The following is a 16,031-nucleotide window of genomic DNA, read 5'->3' as shown; positions in this document are numbered from 1 at the left end:
TAGTTATCAATCCCAAGGTAAAAAGTAATAAACTCCCTTTTTTTCACGATTGGGTTAGTATAATATATTAAAAGGTGGAAAAAGGGTGTAGATAAATTGCTAATTTCCTACAAAAATTGTATAATGACCCATGAATAAGGGAGGATTTACCAAATATGAAATGCGTCGGAAGATATATAGTTATTGGCATTGCTGCTATGTCACTAGCAGGCTGTGCAGAGGGCTCATCGCCTGAACTTGAGGTATATAATGGATTAGAAAAAGTGGTAGCACAAGAAAAGCAATTTGCTGATCAGCAAAAACCGTTAGCTGATTTAGAACAGCAAGAAAATGCGATATACGACCAAATTATTGAGCTAGGGATTAAAGATAAAAAGAAAATAAAAAATAAAGCACAAAAAGCGCAGCAGTTATTAGATGAGCGTGAAAATAAATTACAAAAAGAAGAAAAAAGCATCAGCGCTTCGCAAAAACAGTTTGAAGCGACAGAGCCAAAGATCCAAAAGCTAGAGGACGGCAAAGCAAAAGAAGAGGCGCTTGAACTATCTTCGTTAATGAAGAAGCGTTATAAGGCCTACCATTCCTTACATGATGCCTATCTTCATTCCATTGAATTAGATCGTCAGCTATATACGCTCTTTGAAAAAGACAATGTGAAATTAGAGAATCTTGAAACACAAATCGCTTCGATCAATGCTACTTATAAAGAAGTTGAAAAGAAAAAAGAAACGTTTAACACACTAACAGCTGACTATAACAAAGCCAAAGAAGATTTTTATAACAAAACGAAGTTAAAGGTGAAAAATAGCGAGGATAAATAAGAAGGCCTGTGAAGTTTACAGGTCTTTTTTTTTGGCTGAAAAGGAAGGTTTTCTGAAATAAAGAAAGAGTTTCGACACGATTCAAGTAAAAATTACAAAAGGTTATTGTTTTAAAAAATCGTTTATTTGTGGCAAGATAGGAGATGTGCAGACGTAAAAAAAGAGAAGGTTATTATAAAACATATAATACAGTTTGTATCTGTGTAATAGTACAGCATGTCTTTTTTATGTGTTTTATTTCACAAACTAAAAAAGCGTAATTTCTTGATGTAAATGCATTGACGAACTGTTTTAGTGTATTGTAAACTAGGTAGCGTAGTAAGTGTTGTATTAATCATTTTTGCAAAATAATTAATACAGTTTAACGAAACGCTCGTTTCGCTTAAACTTTCCTTTTACGTAAATGTTTGCACAGAATTCGCTGGGGAATACATAGAAATGTTAAGGATTAGCGAATTCAAAAAGCTACTCGACAAAATATGACTTTTACTTGTCCATTTGGGACATTCTAAAAGCGTGTATGTTTGTTTGATTAGTAAAATGAATTTATACGGCTTAAATGAAAGGAAGAGGTGACTTAGATGGCTGCTAAAACTAAAAAGGCTATTATTGATGTATCAAAGCAACTTGATAAAATCGCTGAGCAGTACCAAACGTTCCAAATTCTTAATGAAGAGGGCGAAGTAGTAAATAAATCAGCGTTGCCAGATTTATCTGACGAAAAATTAAAAGAGTTAATGACTCGCATGGTATACACTCGTATTCTTGATCAACGTTCAATTTCATTGAACCGTCAAGGTCGTTTAGGTTTCTATGCACCAACTGCTGGGCAAGAAGCTTCTCAAATCGCTTCACATTTCGCATTAGAAAAAGAAGACTTCATTTTACCTGGGTACCGTGATGTGCCTCAGTTAATTTGGCATGGTCTTCCACTATATCAAGCGTTCTTATTCTCTCGTGGTCATTTCCACGGTAACCAAGCGCCAGAAGGTGTAGATGTACTTTCTCCACAAATCATCATCGGTGCACAAATCGTGCAAACTGCTGGTGTGGCACTAGGTCTTAAAAAGCGCGGTAAAAAAGCAGTAGCGATCACTTATACAGGTGACGGTGGAGCTTCACAAGGTGACTTCTACGAAGGTATGAACTTCGCAGGTGCATTCAAAGCTCCAGCAATCTTTGTTGTACAAAACAACCGCTTTGCAATTTCAACACCAGTTGAAAAGCAATCTGCAGCACGTACAATCGCTCAAAAAGCAGCGGCTGTTGGTATCCCAGGCGTTCAAGTAGACGGTATGGATGCACTAGCAGTATACGTTGCAGTAAGCGAAGCTCGTGAGCGTGCAGTAAACGGTGAAGGTCCAACTTTAATTGAAACATTAACTTACCGTTATGGTCCACATACAATGGCTGGTGACGATCCAACTCGTTATCGTACAGCTGAGCTTGACACTGAGTGGGAAAAGAAAGATCCACTTGTTCGCTTCCGTAAATTCTTAGAAGCTAAAGGCATCTGGAATGAAGAAGAAGAAAACAAAGTAATCGAGCAAGCTAAAGAAGATATCAAACAAGCTATTAAGAAGGCTGACGATTATCCAAAACAAAAAGTTACAGATTTAATGGAAATTATGTACGAAACTATGCCTTCAAACTTACAAGAGCAATATGAAATCTACAAAGAGAAGGAGTCGAAGTAAGCCATGGCGCAAATGACAATGATTCAAGCGATTACTGATGCGTTACGCACAGAAATGAAAAACGACGAAAACGTATTAGTTTTTGGTGAAGACGTTGGCGTAAACGGTGGAGTATTCCGTGCGACTGAAGGTCTTCAACAAGAATTCGGCGAAGATCGCGTATTCGATACGCCATTAGCTGAATCTGGTATCGGTGGTCTTGCTGTGGGTCTATCGACTCAAGGTTTCCGTCCGGTTCCTGAAATTCAATTCTTTGGTTTCGTATACGAAGTACTTGATTCTGTATCAGGTCAAGCTGCACGTATGCGCTACCGTTCTGGCGGTCGCTGGAATGCACCAATCACATTCCGTTCACCATTTGGTGGAGGCGTTCATACACCAGAACTTCACGCTGATAGCTTAGAAGGTATCGTAGCATCTCAACCTGGTCTAAAAGTTGTAATTCCTTCAACTCCATACGATGCAAAAGGTCTTTTAATTTCATCAATCCGTGATAACGATCCGGTTGTATACTTAGAGCACATGAAGCTTTACCGTTCATTCCGTCAAGAAGTACCTGAAGAATCATACACTATTGACTTAGGTACAGCTGATGTGAAACGTGAAGGTACAGACGTAACGCTTATCGCTTACGGTGCAATGGTACACTCATCGTTAAAAGCAGCTGAAGAACTAGAAAAAGAAGGTATCTCTGCTGAAGTAGTGGACTTACGTACAGTTCAACCTTTAGATATCGATACAATTCTTGCATCAGTTGAAAAAACTGGTCGCGTAGTAGTAGTTCAAGAAGCTCAAAAACAAGCTGGTATCGCAGCTAACGTTGTAGCTGAAATTAACGATCGTGCAATCTTAAGCTTAGAAGCACCAGTATTACGTGTAACAGCACCGGATACTGTGTTCCCATTCTCTCAAGCTGAGGGCGTATGGTTACCAGACCACAAAGACATCGTTGAAACAGCTAAGAAAGTACTTGAATTTTAATTAGCATTTTACTGTGATAGAAATCAGCTTTGTGCTGATTTCTGTCTTAGATAAAATAAACACTAACAAATTGAACGCAACTAACTAGGAGGGTGAAGACACGTGGCATTTGAATTTAAACTGCCGGATATCGGTGAAGGTATCCACGAAGGTGAAATTGTAAAATGGTTCGTAAAAGCTGGAGATGAAATTGATGAGGATGATGTACTAGCAGAAGTACAAAATGACAAAGCTGTTGTTGAAATCCCATCTCCTGTAAAAGGTAAAGTATTAGAAGTAAAAGTTGACGAAGGTACAGTAGCTACTGTAGGACAAGTTATCGTTACTTTTGATGCTCCTGGATACGAAGACTTAAAATTCAAAGGTGACGATCATGATGATGCACCAGCAGAAGAAGCTAAAGAAGAAGCTTCAACTGAAGAAGTGACTGAAGAAGCAACAGCTCCTGCAGCACAAGCTGATGTTGATCCTAACCGTAAAGTAATTGCTATGCCTTCAGTGCGCAAATATGCTCGTGAAAAAGGTATAGACATTAAAGCTGTTCCTGGTTCAGGTAAAAACGGACGTATTGTTAAAGATGACATCGATAGCTTCTTATCTGGTGGCTCTACAGCTACAGCAACTGCTGAAGCTCCAGCTAAAGAGGAAACTGCTTCAGCTGAACCAAAAGCAGCAGCAGCACAAGCTATTCCTGAAGGCGATCTACCAGAAACTCGCGAGAAAATGAGTGGTATCCGTCGTGCAATCGCAAAAGCTATGGTTAACTCTAAACACACTGCTCCACACGTAACATTAATGGATGAAATCGATGTAACAGCTCTTGTTGCTCATCGTAAAAAATTCAAAACAGTTGCAGCAGATCAAGGTATTAAATTAACATTCTTACCTTACGTGGTAAAAGCGTTAACTTCAGCACTTAAGAAGTTCCCAGCTCTTAACACTTCAATTGATGATTCTACAGATGAAGTAATTCAAAAACATTACTACAACATCGGTATCGCTGCTGACACTGAAAAAGGTCTTTTAGTACCAGTTGTGAAAAATGCTGATCGTAAATCTGTATTCGAAATTTCGGATCAAATTAACGACCTTGCTGGAAAAGCACGTGATGGTAAATTAGCTCCTGCTGAAATGAAAGGCGCTTCTTGTACAATTACAAACATCGGTTCTGCTGGTGGACAATGGTTTACTCCAGTTATCAACCACCCAGAAGTTGCAATTCTAGGTATCGGACGTATCGCTGAAAAACCAGTTGTACGCGACGGTGAAATTGTAATTGCTCCAGTATTAGCATTATCACTAAGCTTTGACCACCGTATTATCGATGGCGCAACAGCTCAAAACGCTCTTAACCAAATCAAGCGTTTATTAAATGATCCAGAATTATTATTAATGGAGGCGTAATAAATGGTAGTAGGAGATTTCCCAATCGAAACTGATACTCTTGTCATTGGTGCTGGCCCTGGTGGCTACGTTGCAGCAATTCGTGCAGCTCAATTAGGTCAAAAAGTTACAATCGTAGAAAAAGGTAATCTTGGAGGCGTATGCTTAAACGTTGGTTGTATTCCTTCAAAAGCATTAATCGCTGCAGGTCACCGTTTCGAACATGCTAAACATTCTGAAGACATGGGGATTATCGCTGAGAACGTAACAGTTGATTTCTCTAAAGTTCAAGAATTCAAAAACGGCGTTGTAAACAAACTTACTGGCGGTGTTGAAGGCCTTCTTAAAGGTAACAAAGTTGACATCGTAAAAGGTGAAGCTTACTTCGTTGACAGCGAAACTGTACGTGTAATGGATGAAAATTCAGCACAAACGTACAAATTCAAAAATGCAATCCTTGCAACTGGTTCTCGTCCAATCGAGATCCCTGGATTCAAATTCTCTGAGCGCGTAATCAACTCTACAGGTGCATTAGCGCTTAAAGAAGTTCCTAAAAAATTAGTTGTAATCGGCGGAGGTTACATCGGTACTGAGCTTGGTACTGCTTTTGCTAACTTCGGTACAGAAGTTACATTTGTAGAAGCTGCTGATGAAATTCTAGCTGGTTTTGAAAAACAAATGAGCTCTCTTGTTAAACGTAACCTTAAGAAAAAAGGAAACGTTGAAATCTATACAAAAGCAATGGCTAAAGGTGTTGAAGAAACTGCTGACGGCGTACAAGTTACGTTTGAAGTAGGCGGAGAGTCAAAAGTAATCGATGCTGACTACGTATTAGTTACTGTAGGTCGCCGTCCTAACACTGATGAGCTTGGTCTTGAGCAAGTTGGCGTTAAAATGACTGACCGTGGTCTTATCGAAATCGATAACCAAACTCGTACATCTGTAAGCAACATCTTTGCAATTGGTGATATCGTAACTGGACCACCACTTGCACACAAAGCTTCTTACGAAGGTAAAATCGCAGCTGAAGTAATCGCTGGCGAACCTGCTGAAATTGACTACTTAGGAATTCCAGCAGTTGTATTCTCTGAGCCTGAGCTTGCATCTGTAGGTTATACTGAAGCACAAGCGAAAGAAGAAGGGTTAGCTGTTAAAGCTTCTAAATTCCCATTCGCTGCTAACGGACGTGCGCTTGCACTTAACGCTGCAGAAGGCTTCTTGAAGCTTATCACTCGTAAAGAAGACGGAGTAGTTGTTGGTGCTCAAATCGCTGGACCTAGCGCATCTGACATGATCGCTGAACTTGGTCTTGCTATCGAAGCTGGCGTAACAGCTGAAGATATCGCATTAACAATTCACGCTCACCCAACATTAGGTGAAATCACAATGGAAGCTGCTGAAGTAGCTATTGGAAGCCCAATTCACATTGTAAAATAATGTTTTTAAAAAGCTGATGCATACGCATCAGCTTTTTTTTTTGAAGAAAACGGTTTTCATAAAGTATAAGGTGCTTGTCAGACAGTTTTTTTACTGGTTGAGTATAATTCTAGCAGAAAGATGTAAAAAGCGCTGAGACAGTCTTAAATGAGTTCTAGATGCATACATATAAAGTGGGACGTGCTTTGCTTATAGTTGGATACAAAATTGCTTCTTTGGATAACGAATGAAAAGGCGGCGAAGGAGCTATGAAGACATATTTCGTTTGGAGCTTGCACATTGTTATTTGGATGGGGTATTCACTGGTTGAATTATTATCAAAACGTGATCAATTGACATCTAAAATTATTTTATTTTTAGTATTTGCTTATTTAGCTTACGGTATAGCAGAAATGAACGTCAAATCTAAAAGACTGGCGCTTATGATGACGGGCACAACGTCAGCTATCTGCTTGACATGTTATCAACTAATTTTATTTTGCACGGCATAAGAGTGCATAAAAAAAGCGTTAGCTTATATAAGCTAACGCTTTTTTTGTCTTACACAGATTTGTTTTCTCTTTTTAACGCGCCTTCTTCTTTAAATGCTTTCATTAATGAGAAGACCGTTAGCACCAGCACAATTGAGAATGGAAGTGCTGCTATAATCGCAGCTGTTTGGAGCGCATCCAAACCACCTGTCCAAAGCAGAATGATTGCTGTTAACGATTGAATTAAGCCCCACGTAAGCTTAATAGAGCCTGAAGGATTTAGATCACCGTTTGTTGTCTGCATTCCTAAAACAAATGTAGCTGAGTCAGCTGATGTAATGAAGAATGTAGCAATTAAGCAAATAGCAACAATGGACATGAACGTACCAAATGGAAACTGTTCAAGTACGTAGAATAAAGCAACTTCTGTTCCTTTATTATTGATAACATCCATAACAGGAAGATCCTTAAAAAAGTCTAAATAAACCCCAGAACCTCCGAATACAGCAAACCATAATCCGCCAAATACGGTCGGAACAGCTAGTACACCAATTAAAAATTCTCGAATGGTTCTACCTCGTGAAATACGAGCAATAAACGTGCCAACGAACGGTGCCCAGGCGATCCACCATGCCCAGTAGAAAATTGTCCAATCTTTAACCCAGGTGCTGTTATCAAACGGGCTCAATCGAAAACTCATCGACGGCAAGTTTTGAATGTAGCTGCCAATTGTTGTAACGAATAAGTCCATAATAAAGTTGGTTGGACCTGCAAATAACAAGAACAACATTAACAGAATAGCTAAAACAATATTAATGTTACTTAAATACTTAATACCTTTGTTCAGACCTGTCTGTGCTGACAGCATGAACAAGAACGTCACGATAATAATAACAATTAATTGAGTCGTAAAATTATTATCAATACTTGGTGACAAGTAAGAGGCTCCACCGGTAATTTGAATAGCGCCAAGTCCTAGAGATGTTGCTACCCCAAAGACAGTTGCAAATACGGCGATGACGTTTATGATCGTTCCAAGAGGTCCATCAACACGTTTTCCTAATAGTGGACGTAAAATATTACTGATTATGAACGGGTAACCTTTTCTAAATTGAAAATATGCAAGGGCCAGTGCAAGAACGGAATAAATAGCCCAAGGATGTAAACCCCAGTGGAAAAACGAATAACGTAGAGCTGCACGAGCTGATTCTGCTGTACCGCCTTCACCAGAAGGTGGAGTATGAAAATGATTGATTGGTTCTGAAACACCCCAGAATACAAGTCCAATCCCCATACCAGCACTAAATAACATAGCAAACCACGAGACATAACCATACTGAGGCTTTTCGTCAGGTTTACCTAGTTTAATGTTTCCGTACTTTGAAAAAATTAAGTACAGCGTAAAAACTAAGAATAATGTAGCTGCTAATAAATAATACCAGCCAAATTTCTCGATGATAAAACTATGTATTGCCGACGTGACAGGTGTAAGCCCCGCGCTTCCTAGCACAGATTCCGGAATAACACCCCATACGATAAATACTGCAGCAATAATAACCGAAATGATAAAAACGGGAGTCAGTTTTTTCATCGATTAACACTCCTTTCCTATTCTATTTTACATAACATAGTGTTTCATATAGCCTTTTCAGCTATACATGAAACCACATGGTTATACATTCTAGTAAAGTTTGTATGAAATGTCTACCCTATTGGTAAGAAAAAAAGGCAAGATCTCAAATTCTTATTTTTCGTAATTATTTTAAAGTGCCGAAATAGATATAAAATTAGACATAGTTTTTTTATATAAATAGAGATGATGCTAAGGGGTCAGTTTTTTAAAAACAAATATAACATTTATGAGAAAAATATTTTTAATGTGACATACTAATTAGTTGTTGACATATTTAATGTGACATAATAATATAATATCAAGAGTTGTAAAACGCTTACAAAAAAAGACGGTTAAAGGGGAGTTTACAAAATGGGAACAATCGTATGTCAAACATGTAACTGCACAATTGATCATTTCGAAGATGAGAAAGTGACGCGATTATACTCAACATGTAAAAGCGGAGAATGTCAAAAAGCAGATGAAGATTTAGATTAATTCAATAAAAAAAAGGTGCGGAATTCCGCACCTTTTTTTTATTGAATTGCTTTATGTTCTTTAATGACACGAAATGTCTTTAATTCAAAATCTTCCGGACCCTGCACTGGTAAACCTGCCTCTAAGTTTGTTTCAATGTAGGTTAAATTTTCCTCAGTGATGATTTCCCCAGGAATAAAAATAGGAATACCAGGAGGATAGACCATTACAAATTCTGCAATAATACGACCTGCTGACTCATGAAAAGGTACCACTTCGGTTTCAGCGTAAAAAGCATCACGAGGTGTTAAAGCCAATACAGGAATATCAGGTAATAAAATAGCCGGTTTTGCCGTTGTCTCAGAAAGGTTATGGAATTTTGCGGATAACTCACGCAGAGCTGTGACAAGACGTGAAAGATCTTCTTCTGTATCTCCGGGCGTGATAATACATAGAATATTATAAAGGTCAGACATTTCCACTTCGATATTATGAGCTTCACGCATCCATTTTTCTACGTCATAGCCCGTAATTCCTAAATCTGAAACAGAAATAATTAATTTAGTAGGGTCTAAATCATACGTAGCTTTTGTGCCTAAAATTTCTCTGCCTATACATCGGATATGCTCAATTGTATTAATTTCTTTTCGTGCTTTTTCAGCAAGAGAAATTGCACGTTCAGCCAGCTCTTTTCCTTCTGTAGCTAGACGTTTTCGTGCAACATCTAAAGAAGCCAGCAGCAGATAAGAGGTTGATGTTGTTGTCAGCATGCTTAAAATAGACTGTACGCGTTTTGGAGAAATTAAGCCTTCGCGTATGTTTAAAATGGAACTTTGCGTCATAGAACCGCCTAATTTATGCACGCTTGTTGCTGCCATATCTGCACCGGCCTGCATAGCAGACAGAGGCAAATCATCATGGAAGTGAATATGAACGCCGTGAGCTTCATCAACAAGTACAGGCACTTGATACGAGTGGGCAATTTCTACGATTTTACGAAGGTCTCCGGAAATTCCAAAGTAAGTTGGATTGATAACAAGCACTGCTTTTGCTTCAGGGTGCTGCTTTAAGGCTTTTTCTACAGAGTCCGATGTAATACCGTGAGAAATGCCAAGATTTTCGTCAATTTCAGGATGAATAAAAATAGGCGTAGCTCCTGAAAAAACAATCGCACTCATAACAGATTTATGCACGTTTCTAGGAACGATAATTTTATCTCCAGGTCCACATGTCGCCATAACCATTGCCATAATTGCTCCGCTCGTTCCTTGAACAGAGAAAAAAGTATGATCAGCACCAAATGCTTCTGCAGCTAAATCCTGCGCTTGTTTGATAATGCCTTTTGGCTGGTGAAGATCATCAAGGGGACCGATATTAATTAAATCAATGGATAAAGCATCATCGCCAATAAATGAGCGGAATTCAGGATCCATTCCATTTCCTTTTTTATGTCCAGGGATATGGAATTGTGTTGGGTTTTTCTTAGCGTGATTAACTAATCCAGTAAATAATGGAGTTGAAAATTGAGAAGACAACTTTGCTATACACCTCTTTTATCATAAATTGTCAGTCCCTCTAAGCAAAGCTTAGAGGGACTTTGATTGTTTTTTTATCAAATTACAGCATTCAATTTTATATACCAAAAACTAATGGCTGTTGAATTATACATATTAAAATATCAGATCTTTTTTCTATAAAAGAAATTCAACAGAAATTCTACTCCGCAGTTTTCTTGATTTTAACCATTATATAAATGAATGAAACGCGTATGTTTACTACTGTTTGATAATATAAATACAATTTTTAGTTAAAAAAATACAAGTAATTGTAAACTGCTTATTACTTATTATTTTATAGTTCTTTATGTTTTGAAAATCCCCATAAAACAAAAGAATTATAGCACTTATTAACCTATTTGCAAAGATATTTTAAAGAGAAAATAAAAAGAAAAAAAAGGAGAAATTCTTTTGGGTGAAAAGAGAATAAATTTTGTGTACATTATAGATTGTGATAGAGTTAAGAATATAGATATACATAGAATGAAGAAATAAATGGAGTGATGAGAAGTGGAATATCAATACCCTATCTCCCTTGATTGGAGTACAGAAGAAATTATTGATGTAGTGAAGTTTTTTGAAAGCATTGAACGAGCTTATGAAAAAGGTATTGAGCGTGATCACCTAATGGCAGTCTATCGCCGATTTAAAGAAATTGTGCCAAGTAAAGCAGAAGAAAAAACAATCTGTAACGATTTTGAAGACCAAAGCAAATACTCTTCTTATCGAACGATTCAAAAAGCAAAGGCTGCTTCTTCTGGAGATATCATAAAAATGTAAAAAATGAGACTGGGACAAAAGTAGTTTAGCCGAAGTAAAAAACGAATCATTAATCAAATTGTTTGATTAATGATTCGTTTTTTTGTTACGGTAAACATAGAGTTTATCTGTTTCGTTTCTTCTAGCAGTTGATTGGAAGGCAAGGCGAAGACTCCTGCGGGGAAAGCGGAACAGGTGAGACCCCGCAGGAGCGCAAGCGACGAGGAGGCTCACCGGCCGCCGGCGGAAAGCGAAGCCTTGCAGGGAAATCAACTGCGGTGTCACAAGCGTTTCAGCTTATGTATCCCATTTGTTGGTCTTTCGATGAGCTTCCTTTCGTTATGTGTCACCCTCATTTTTTTTATATCAATTCGTTAAAATTATGCATATGCTTTTTTAGTTAGTTCATATAATGGAGTTACCGTATGAAATGTTTGTTCAATACGAGCCATCCATTCTTCGCCGCTCATTGCAATCGCTTCTTCTTTTGGAATTGTAATGCCGCATAGGATCTCAGCTTTTTTAACCGTCTCTAGACGTTCAAACAAACTCTCTAAGTCTTCAGAAGATAAGTCGCCCATTTTTTTACTATCAGGTTTTGTATGATCTTTCGACCAAACAAACGAGTCTGGGATATTTTGACGAATCTCCTCCATGTTTTGTTTTAGCAGCTTTCCAAATTGTTCTTTAATAGGTGATTCGTAAATGACGGCGAACCACACAAAGACGTGTGTTTCCCAAAGGCCAATTTGAAAATGAGGGAGCTTTTTATACCCGCGTTTACTGTTAGCAAAGGCTACCCACGTATCTGCTGGCGGGTTAACTGTTCTTCGTGCGTGCTTGGCAATGTGTACGAACATTTCATCTCCACAAAGTGAAGAAAGAGTAGGAGCAAAATGATTGCTCAATTGTTCGAATTTTGGGCGTATCGTTGTCTTGATGGCTTCCATACGTGCATCAAGCCCCTCGATACGGAATACGTTAAAGTCATCTTGTGAAAATCCTGAGAATGCCATGTGAAACCTCCGTTTTTTTAGTGAATATGTATAGCTGCTGTGCATCTATGCAAGTAAGTATGATTTACGCGAAGATTCTACCACATGAAAAGCATAAACACCAATTAATTCGCATATGCTTGTCAAAACGTGTCTATCATTTTTTTATAGGTAATCACACAATTTAGTTGCATGAGATTAGGTTTCGACATAGACTATATCAATCAAAATATCTGAAAATTTAGTTTTCTATAAGTGGGTTCAATAATTTGAGAGGGGTGTTTGAAACATGAAACAAGTGGTGAATATGTATAAGAAGAATGATGGACAAAAAAGATTAGGTGTAATTCGGTTGGAGTTAGATTACGAGTTAGCGACGTTATATGAAGCCATGATGGAGAATAATGAGGAACAAAAACAAAAATGTAAGCGAAAGCTCGAGAAACTTCGTGAAGAAATGATATCTCTTCAGTAGCAGACACGGGAATAAAATAGAACAAATATGGGTAAACTGTAAAAAAGGATTAAACTGAATGAGCAGATTCATAAGTGGTAACAGAGCACGTGGGAGAAGAAGCGGCAGTTCTTCTCCCACGTGCTCTGTTAATTGACATCTTGCAGAGGTTTTTTTAAGCTTAAAATAAGAGACGTATTTTTGAGGGGGAATTGAGATGACACAACGCTGGAAAGAAATTGATACATACGTTAAAGAGTGGCTAAAAGAAGCTGGACAAAAAATTCAACAGTCGTTTAGTAAAGAACTTCTCATTCAAACGAAATCGAATCCAAATGATTTAGTAACAAATATGGATAAAGAAATTGAACAGTTTTTTATCTCAAAAATCAATGAAACCTTTCCGGAACATCATATTCTCGGAGAAGAAGGATATGGGGAAGAGCTTGAATCAGAAGAAGGAACGATTTGGATTATCGATCCGATCGACGGTACGATGAACTTTGTTCATCAGCAGCGAAATTTTGCTATTTCCATCGGTATATTCGAAAATGGTGTAGGACAAGCAGGTTATATTTATGATGTTATTCATAATGAGCTGTATCATGCTTTAAAAGGACAGGGCGCGTTTATGAATGACATCCAATTGCCGAAACTTGAACCTGTACCAGTTGAAGAAGCTATTATTAGCTTAAATGCAACGTGGGTGACGGAGAACCGCCGTATTGATCCTTCCGTATTAAGTCCGCTTGTGCGTAAAGTAAGAGGGACCCGTTCATATGGATCCGCAGCTATTGAGCTTGCTTACGTAGCGGCTGGACGCTTGGATGGATACATTACTTTACGTTTGGCTCCATGGGACTTTGCTGCCGGTAAAGTGTTGATTGAAGAAGTTGGAGGAGTCATGACGGATTTAGAAGGGAAGCCGTTAGAGATTCTTGAAAAAAGCAGTGTATTTGTAAGCAAACCAACATTACATGACGAAATCTTTCGTACGTACCTTGAAGGAAAGTGGAATAAATAAAATAGAAGTGAAGACTTACGTGTAGTCAAAGAATTTTGTGATGAAAAAACGTCATGAACCATTTTGATGTTGCAAATGGCCATGACGCTTTCAATCATCGCAAAAAAATTACAGCTGCCCTTTTTCTCGCATTTTTTTCTTAGTCGTAAAGCCAAGACCCATTACAACAATTAAAGCTACGATAGCTAAAATGACCCCGAGAGCGCTTCCTTCTCCGATAAATATGCCAATTGACATAATAGCTGCAGTTGCGATGAATGCATATAAAACAAATACCCACTTAATGTTTCTCATGTTGATTCCTCCCATTTGTAACGGATATTTATAGTGTACAACAAAATCATTCTGCAATTCTAGAGTTAGTGTGATATAATAGCTTAGTTATTACAAGCATAGGAGTGAAATGCGTGAACATTCGTAAAGATTTACGTAATATTGCCATTATTGCCCATGTAGACCATGGGAAAACAACGTTAGTAGATAAATTATTACATCAGTCCGGAACATTCCGTACTAATGAGCATGTTGAAGAACGTGCGATGGATTCAAATGACCTTGAGCGTGAGCGTGGAATTACAATTTTAGCGAAAAACACAGCTATTAATTATAAAGATACGCGTATCAACATTATGGATACGCCAGGACATGCTGACTTCGGTGGAGAAGTTGAGCGTATTATGAAAATGGTAGACGGTGTTCTACTTGTAGTAGACGCATACGAAGGATGTATGCCTCAAACGCGCTTTGTATTGAAAAAAGCGTTAGAGCAAAACTTAACGCCGATTGTTGTTGTTAACAAAATTGACCGTGACTTTGCTCGTCCAACTGAAGTAGTTGATGAAGTAATTGACTTATTTATTGAACTAGGTGCAAGTGAGGAACAAATTGAGTTCCCTGTTGTTTATGCTTCAGCAATCAACGGAACGGCTAGCACGAACCCAGAAAAGCAAGATGAGAACATGTCATCTCTATTTGACTCAATCATCGAGCACATTCCAGCACCAGTAGACAACAGCGACGAACCGCTTCAATTCCAAGTGGCAATGCTTGACTACAATGACTACCTTGGTCGTATCGGTGTAGGGCGCGTATTCCGCGGAACAATGAAAGTAGGCCAGCAAGTTGCATTAATGAAGCTTGACGGTACGGTAAAACAATTCCGCGTAACAAAATTATTCGGTTTCCTAGGCTTAAAGCGTGTTGAAATCGAAGAAGCAAAAGCAGGAGACCTGATCGCTGTATCAGGAATGGAAGACATCAACGTAGGTGAAACAGTATGTCCGTTTGACCACCAAGATGCACTGCCAATTTTACGTATTGATGAACCTACTTTACAAATGACGTTCTTAGTAAACAATTCACCGTTTGCTGGTCGTGAAGGTAAATTTGTTACATCTCGTAAAATTGAAGAGCGCTTAATGTCTGAACTTGAGACAGATGTAAGTTTACGCGTGGAAAATACTGATTCACCGGATGTATGGGTCGTTTCAGGACGTGGAGAACTTCATTTATCTATTTTAATTGAAAATATGCGTCGTGAAGGATATGAGATTCAAGTATCAAAACCTGAAGTAATCGTTCGTGAAATTGATGGGGTTCGCTGTGAGCCAGTTGAACGTGTGCAAATCGACGTGCCTGAAGAACATACGGGTTCTATTATGGAATCAATGGGTGCTCGTAAAGGTGAAATGGTTGATATGATTAACAACGGAAGCGGTCAAGTTCGTCTGATCTTTATGGTTCCTGCACGTGGTTTAATCGGTTATACAACTGAGTTCTTATCGTTAACTCGTGGATTCGGTATCATTAACCATTCATTTGATAGCTACCAACCAATGCAGCAAGGTCAAGTTGGAGGTCGCCGTCAAGGTGTGCTTGTTTCTATGGAAAGCGGTAAATCATCTACTTATGGAATCCAAGGCGTAGAAGACCGCGGTACAATTTTCGTGGAGCCAGGTACAGAAGTATACGAAGGTATGATCGTAGGAGAACACACTCGTGAAAATGATATCGTTGTTAACATCTGTAAAATGAAGCAAATGACGAATATGCGTTCTGCTAACAAAGATCAAACAACAGGTATGAAAAAACCTCGTATTATGTCTTTAGAGCAATCACTTGAATATTTAAACGAAGATGAATATTGTGAAATCACACCAGAATCTATTCGTCTACGTAAAAAAATTCTTGATAAAAATGAACGTGAAAAAGCAGCGAAAAAGAAAAAATACGCTGACACGAAATAATAAAAAAAGGAAGTCGTTAGCTTTATTTGCTAGCGGCTTGTTTTTTATCAATTATATCAGAATTTTCTATTTTTTTGAAAGCGTTTTATAAAGAGATGATTTGGAAAGGAAAAAGGTGG

The 16,031-nt window shown here is 38.2% G+C and carries 16 protein-coding genes; 12 read left to right on the top strand and 4 right to left on the bottom strand.

The window, feature by feature from the left end; all coding sequences use genetic code 11:
• Positions 1-155 precede the first annotated feature (155 nt).
• The 6 genes from WKH56_RS11435 to WKH56_RS11410 all read left to right on the top strand — a co-directional run bounded on the left by WKH56_RS11435 (position 156) and on the right by WKH56_RS11410 (position 6,810).
• Positions 156-821, top strand: coding sequence for a YkyA family protein (locus WKH56_RS11435; RefSeq protein WP_310884267.1), 666 nt, complete (start codon positions 156-158; stop codon positions 819-821).
• A gap of 581 nt (positions 822-1,402) precedes the next feature.
• Positions 1,403-2,518 (top strand): pyruvate dehydrogenase (acetyl-transferring) E1 component subunit alpha, encoded by a 1,116-nt coding sequence (gene pdhA / locus WKH56_RS11430; RefSeq protein WP_013056054.1) that lies wholly within the window; start codon positions 1,403-1,405, stop codon positions 2,516-2,518.
• 3 nt (positions 2,519-2,521) lie between these two features.
• Positions 2,522-3,499, top strand: coding sequence for an alpha-ketoacid dehydrogenase subunit beta (locus WKH56_RS11425; RefSeq protein WP_013056055.1), 978 nt, complete (start codon positions 2,522-2,524; stop codon positions 3,497-3,499).
• A gap of 102 nt (positions 3,500-3,601) precedes the next feature.
• Entirely contained in the window at positions 3,602-4,903 is a 1,302-nt protein-coding gene (locus WKH56_RS11420; RefSeq protein WP_028414110.1) for a dihydrolipoamide acetyltransferase family protein, read from the top strand.
• 3 nt (positions 4,904-4,906) lie between these two features.
• Positions 4,907-6,319 (top strand): dihydrolipoyl dehydrogenase, encoded by a 1,413-nt coding sequence (gene lpdA / locus WKH56_RS11415; RefSeq protein WP_013082295.1) that lies wholly within the window; start codon positions 4,907-4,909, stop codon positions 6,317-6,319.
• 248 nt (positions 6,320-6,567) lie between these two features.
• Positions 6,568-6,810, top strand: a complete 243-nt coding sequence (locus WKH56_RS11410; RefSeq protein WP_033578408.1) for a hypothetical protein — start codon at positions 6,568-6,570, stop codon at positions 6,808-6,810.
• A gap of 49 nt (positions 6,811-6,859) precedes the next feature.
• On the opposite strand, the gene WKH56_RS11405 is transcribed toward WKH56_RS11410, so the two are convergent.
• The gene (locus tag WKH56_RS11405; RefSeq protein ID WP_063247551.1) at positions 6,860-8,380 is read right to left on the bottom strand and encodes a glycine betaine uptake BCCT transporter; all 1,521 of its coding nucleotides are present in this window, start codon (positions 8,378-8,380) and stop codon (positions 6,860-6,862) included.
• A gap of 393 nt (positions 8,381-8,773) precedes the next feature.
• Between WKH56_RS11405 and WKH56_RS11400 the strand changes: the two genes are divergently transcribed.
• The gene (locus WKH56_RS11400; protein WP_013056059.1) at positions 8,774-8,899 is read left to right on the top strand and encodes a GapA-binding peptide SR1P; all 126 of its coding nucleotides are present in this window, start codon (positions 8,774-8,776) and stop codon (positions 8,897-8,899) included.
• Between the two features lie 38 nt (positions 8,900-8,937).
• Here the strand turns inward: WKH56_RS11400 and WKH56_RS11395 are convergent, their stop codons facing one another.
• Positions 8,938-10,413, bottom strand: coding sequence for an aminotransferase class I/II-fold pyridoxal phosphate-dependent enzyme (locus tag WKH56_RS11395; RefSeq protein WP_028414107.1), 1,476 nt, complete (start codon positions 10,411-10,413; stop codon positions 8,938-8,940).
• A 531-nt stretch (positions 10,414-10,944) separates the two neighbouring features.
• Between WKH56_RS11395 and WKH56_RS11390 the strand changes: the two genes are divergently transcribed.
• Complete coding sequence (locus tag WKH56_RS11390) at positions 10,945-11,214, top strand: UPF0223 family protein (RefSeq protein ID WP_013056061.1); 270 nt, start codon at positions 10,945-10,947, stop codon at positions 11,212-11,214.
• Positions 11,215-11,342: 128 nt separating this feature from the next.
• Complete coding sequence (locus WKH56_RS11385; protein WP_081213986.1) at positions 11,343-11,597, top strand: hypothetical protein; 255 nt, start codon at positions 11,343-11,345, stop codon at positions 11,595-11,597.
• On the opposite strand, the gene WKH56_RS11380 is transcribed toward WKH56_RS11385, so the two are convergent.
• Positions 11,574-12,209: a YktB family protein gene (locus WKH56_RS11380; protein ID WP_063247549.1), complete on the bottom strand. Its 636-nt coding sequence runs from the start codon at positions 12,207-12,209 to the stop codon at positions 11,574-11,576. The two genes, WKH56_RS11385 and WKH56_RS11380, sit on opposite strands and share 24 nt — an antisense overlap.
• 268 nt (positions 12,210-12,477) lie before the next feature.
• On the opposite strand from WKH56_RS11380, the gene WKH56_RS11375 reads away from it, so the two are divergent.
• Positions 12,478-12,663, top strand: a complete 186-nt coding sequence (locus tag WKH56_RS11375; protein ID WP_013056063.1) for a hypothetical protein — start codon at positions 12,478-12,480, stop codon at positions 12,661-12,663.
• A gap of 196 nt (positions 12,664-12,859) precedes the next feature.
• The gene (locus tag WKH56_RS11370; protein ID WP_014460992.1) at positions 12,860-13,666 is read left to right on the top strand and encodes an inositol monophosphatase family protein; all 807 of its coding nucleotides are present in this window, start codon (positions 12,860-12,862) and stop codon (positions 13,664-13,666) included.
• A 108-nt stretch (positions 13,667-13,774) separates the two neighbouring features.
• Here WKH56_RS11370 and WKH56_RS11365 read toward each other — a convergent pair whose 3' ends face one another.
• A complete protein-coding gene (locus WKH56_RS11365) occupies positions 13,775-13,960 on the bottom strand; it encodes a YlaF family protein (RefSeq protein ID WP_028414104.1) in 186 nt (61 codons plus the stop codon).
• 113 nt (positions 13,961-14,073) lie between these two features.
• Here WKH56_RS11365 and typA point away from each other — a divergent pair, with 113 nt between their 5' ends.
• Positions 14,074-15,912 (top strand): translational GTPase TypA, encoded by a 1,839-nt coding sequence (typA, locus tag WKH56_RS11360; RefSeq protein WP_013056066.1) that lies wholly within the window; start codon positions 14,074-14,076, stop codon positions 15,910-15,912.
• Positions 15,913-16,031: the final 119 nt, after the last annotated feature.

The sequence above is a fragment of the Priestia sp. SB1 genome, assembly GCF_038898415.1.
This window is presented reverse-complemented; position numbering and strand designations above follow the sequence as displayed.

Bases quoted from the DNA above. Each gene is read 5' to 3' on its own strand.
- WKH56_RS11435 (WP_310884267.1), top strand. From the start codon at position 156: ATGAAATGCGTCGGAAGATATATAGTTATTGGCATTGCTGCTATGTCA.
- pdhA (WP_013056054.1), top strand. From the start codon at position 1,403: ATGGCTGCTAAAACTAAAAAGGCTATTATTGATGTATCAAAGCAACTT.
- WKH56_RS11425 (WP_013056055.1), top strand. From the start codon at position 2,522: ATGGCGCAAATGACAATGATTCAAGCGATTACTGATGCGTTACGCACA.
- lpdA (WP_013082295.1), top strand. From the start codon at position 4,907: ATGGTAGTAGGAGATTTCCCAATCGAAACTGATACTCTTGTCATTGGT.
- WKH56_RS11410 (WP_033578408.1), top strand. From the start codon at position 6,568: ATGAAGACATATTTCGTTTGGAGCTTGCACATTGTTATTTGGATGGGG.
- WKH56_RS11405 (WP_063247551.1), bottom strand. From the start codon at position 8,380: ATGAAAAAACTGACTCCCGTTTTTATCATTTCGGTTATTATTGCTGCA.
- WKH56_RS11400 (WP_013056059.1), top strand. From the start codon at position 8,774: ATGGGAACAATCGTATGTCAAACATGTAACTGCACAATTGATCATTTC.
- WKH56_RS11380 (WP_063247549.1), bottom strand. From the start codon at position 12,209: ATGGCATTCTCAGGATTTTCACAAGATGACTTTAACGTATTCCGTATC.
- WKH56_RS11375 (WP_013056063.1), top strand. From the start codon at position 12,478: ATGAAACAAGTGGTGAATATGTATAAGAAGAATGATGGACAAAAAAGA.
- WKH56_RS11370 (WP_014460992.1), top strand. From the start codon at position 12,860: ATGACACAACGCTGGAAAGAAATTGATACATACGTTAAAGAGTGGCTA.
- WKH56_RS11365 (WP_028414104.1), bottom strand. From the start codon at position 13,960: ATGAGAAACATTAAGTGGGTATTTGTTTTATATGCATTCATCGCAACT.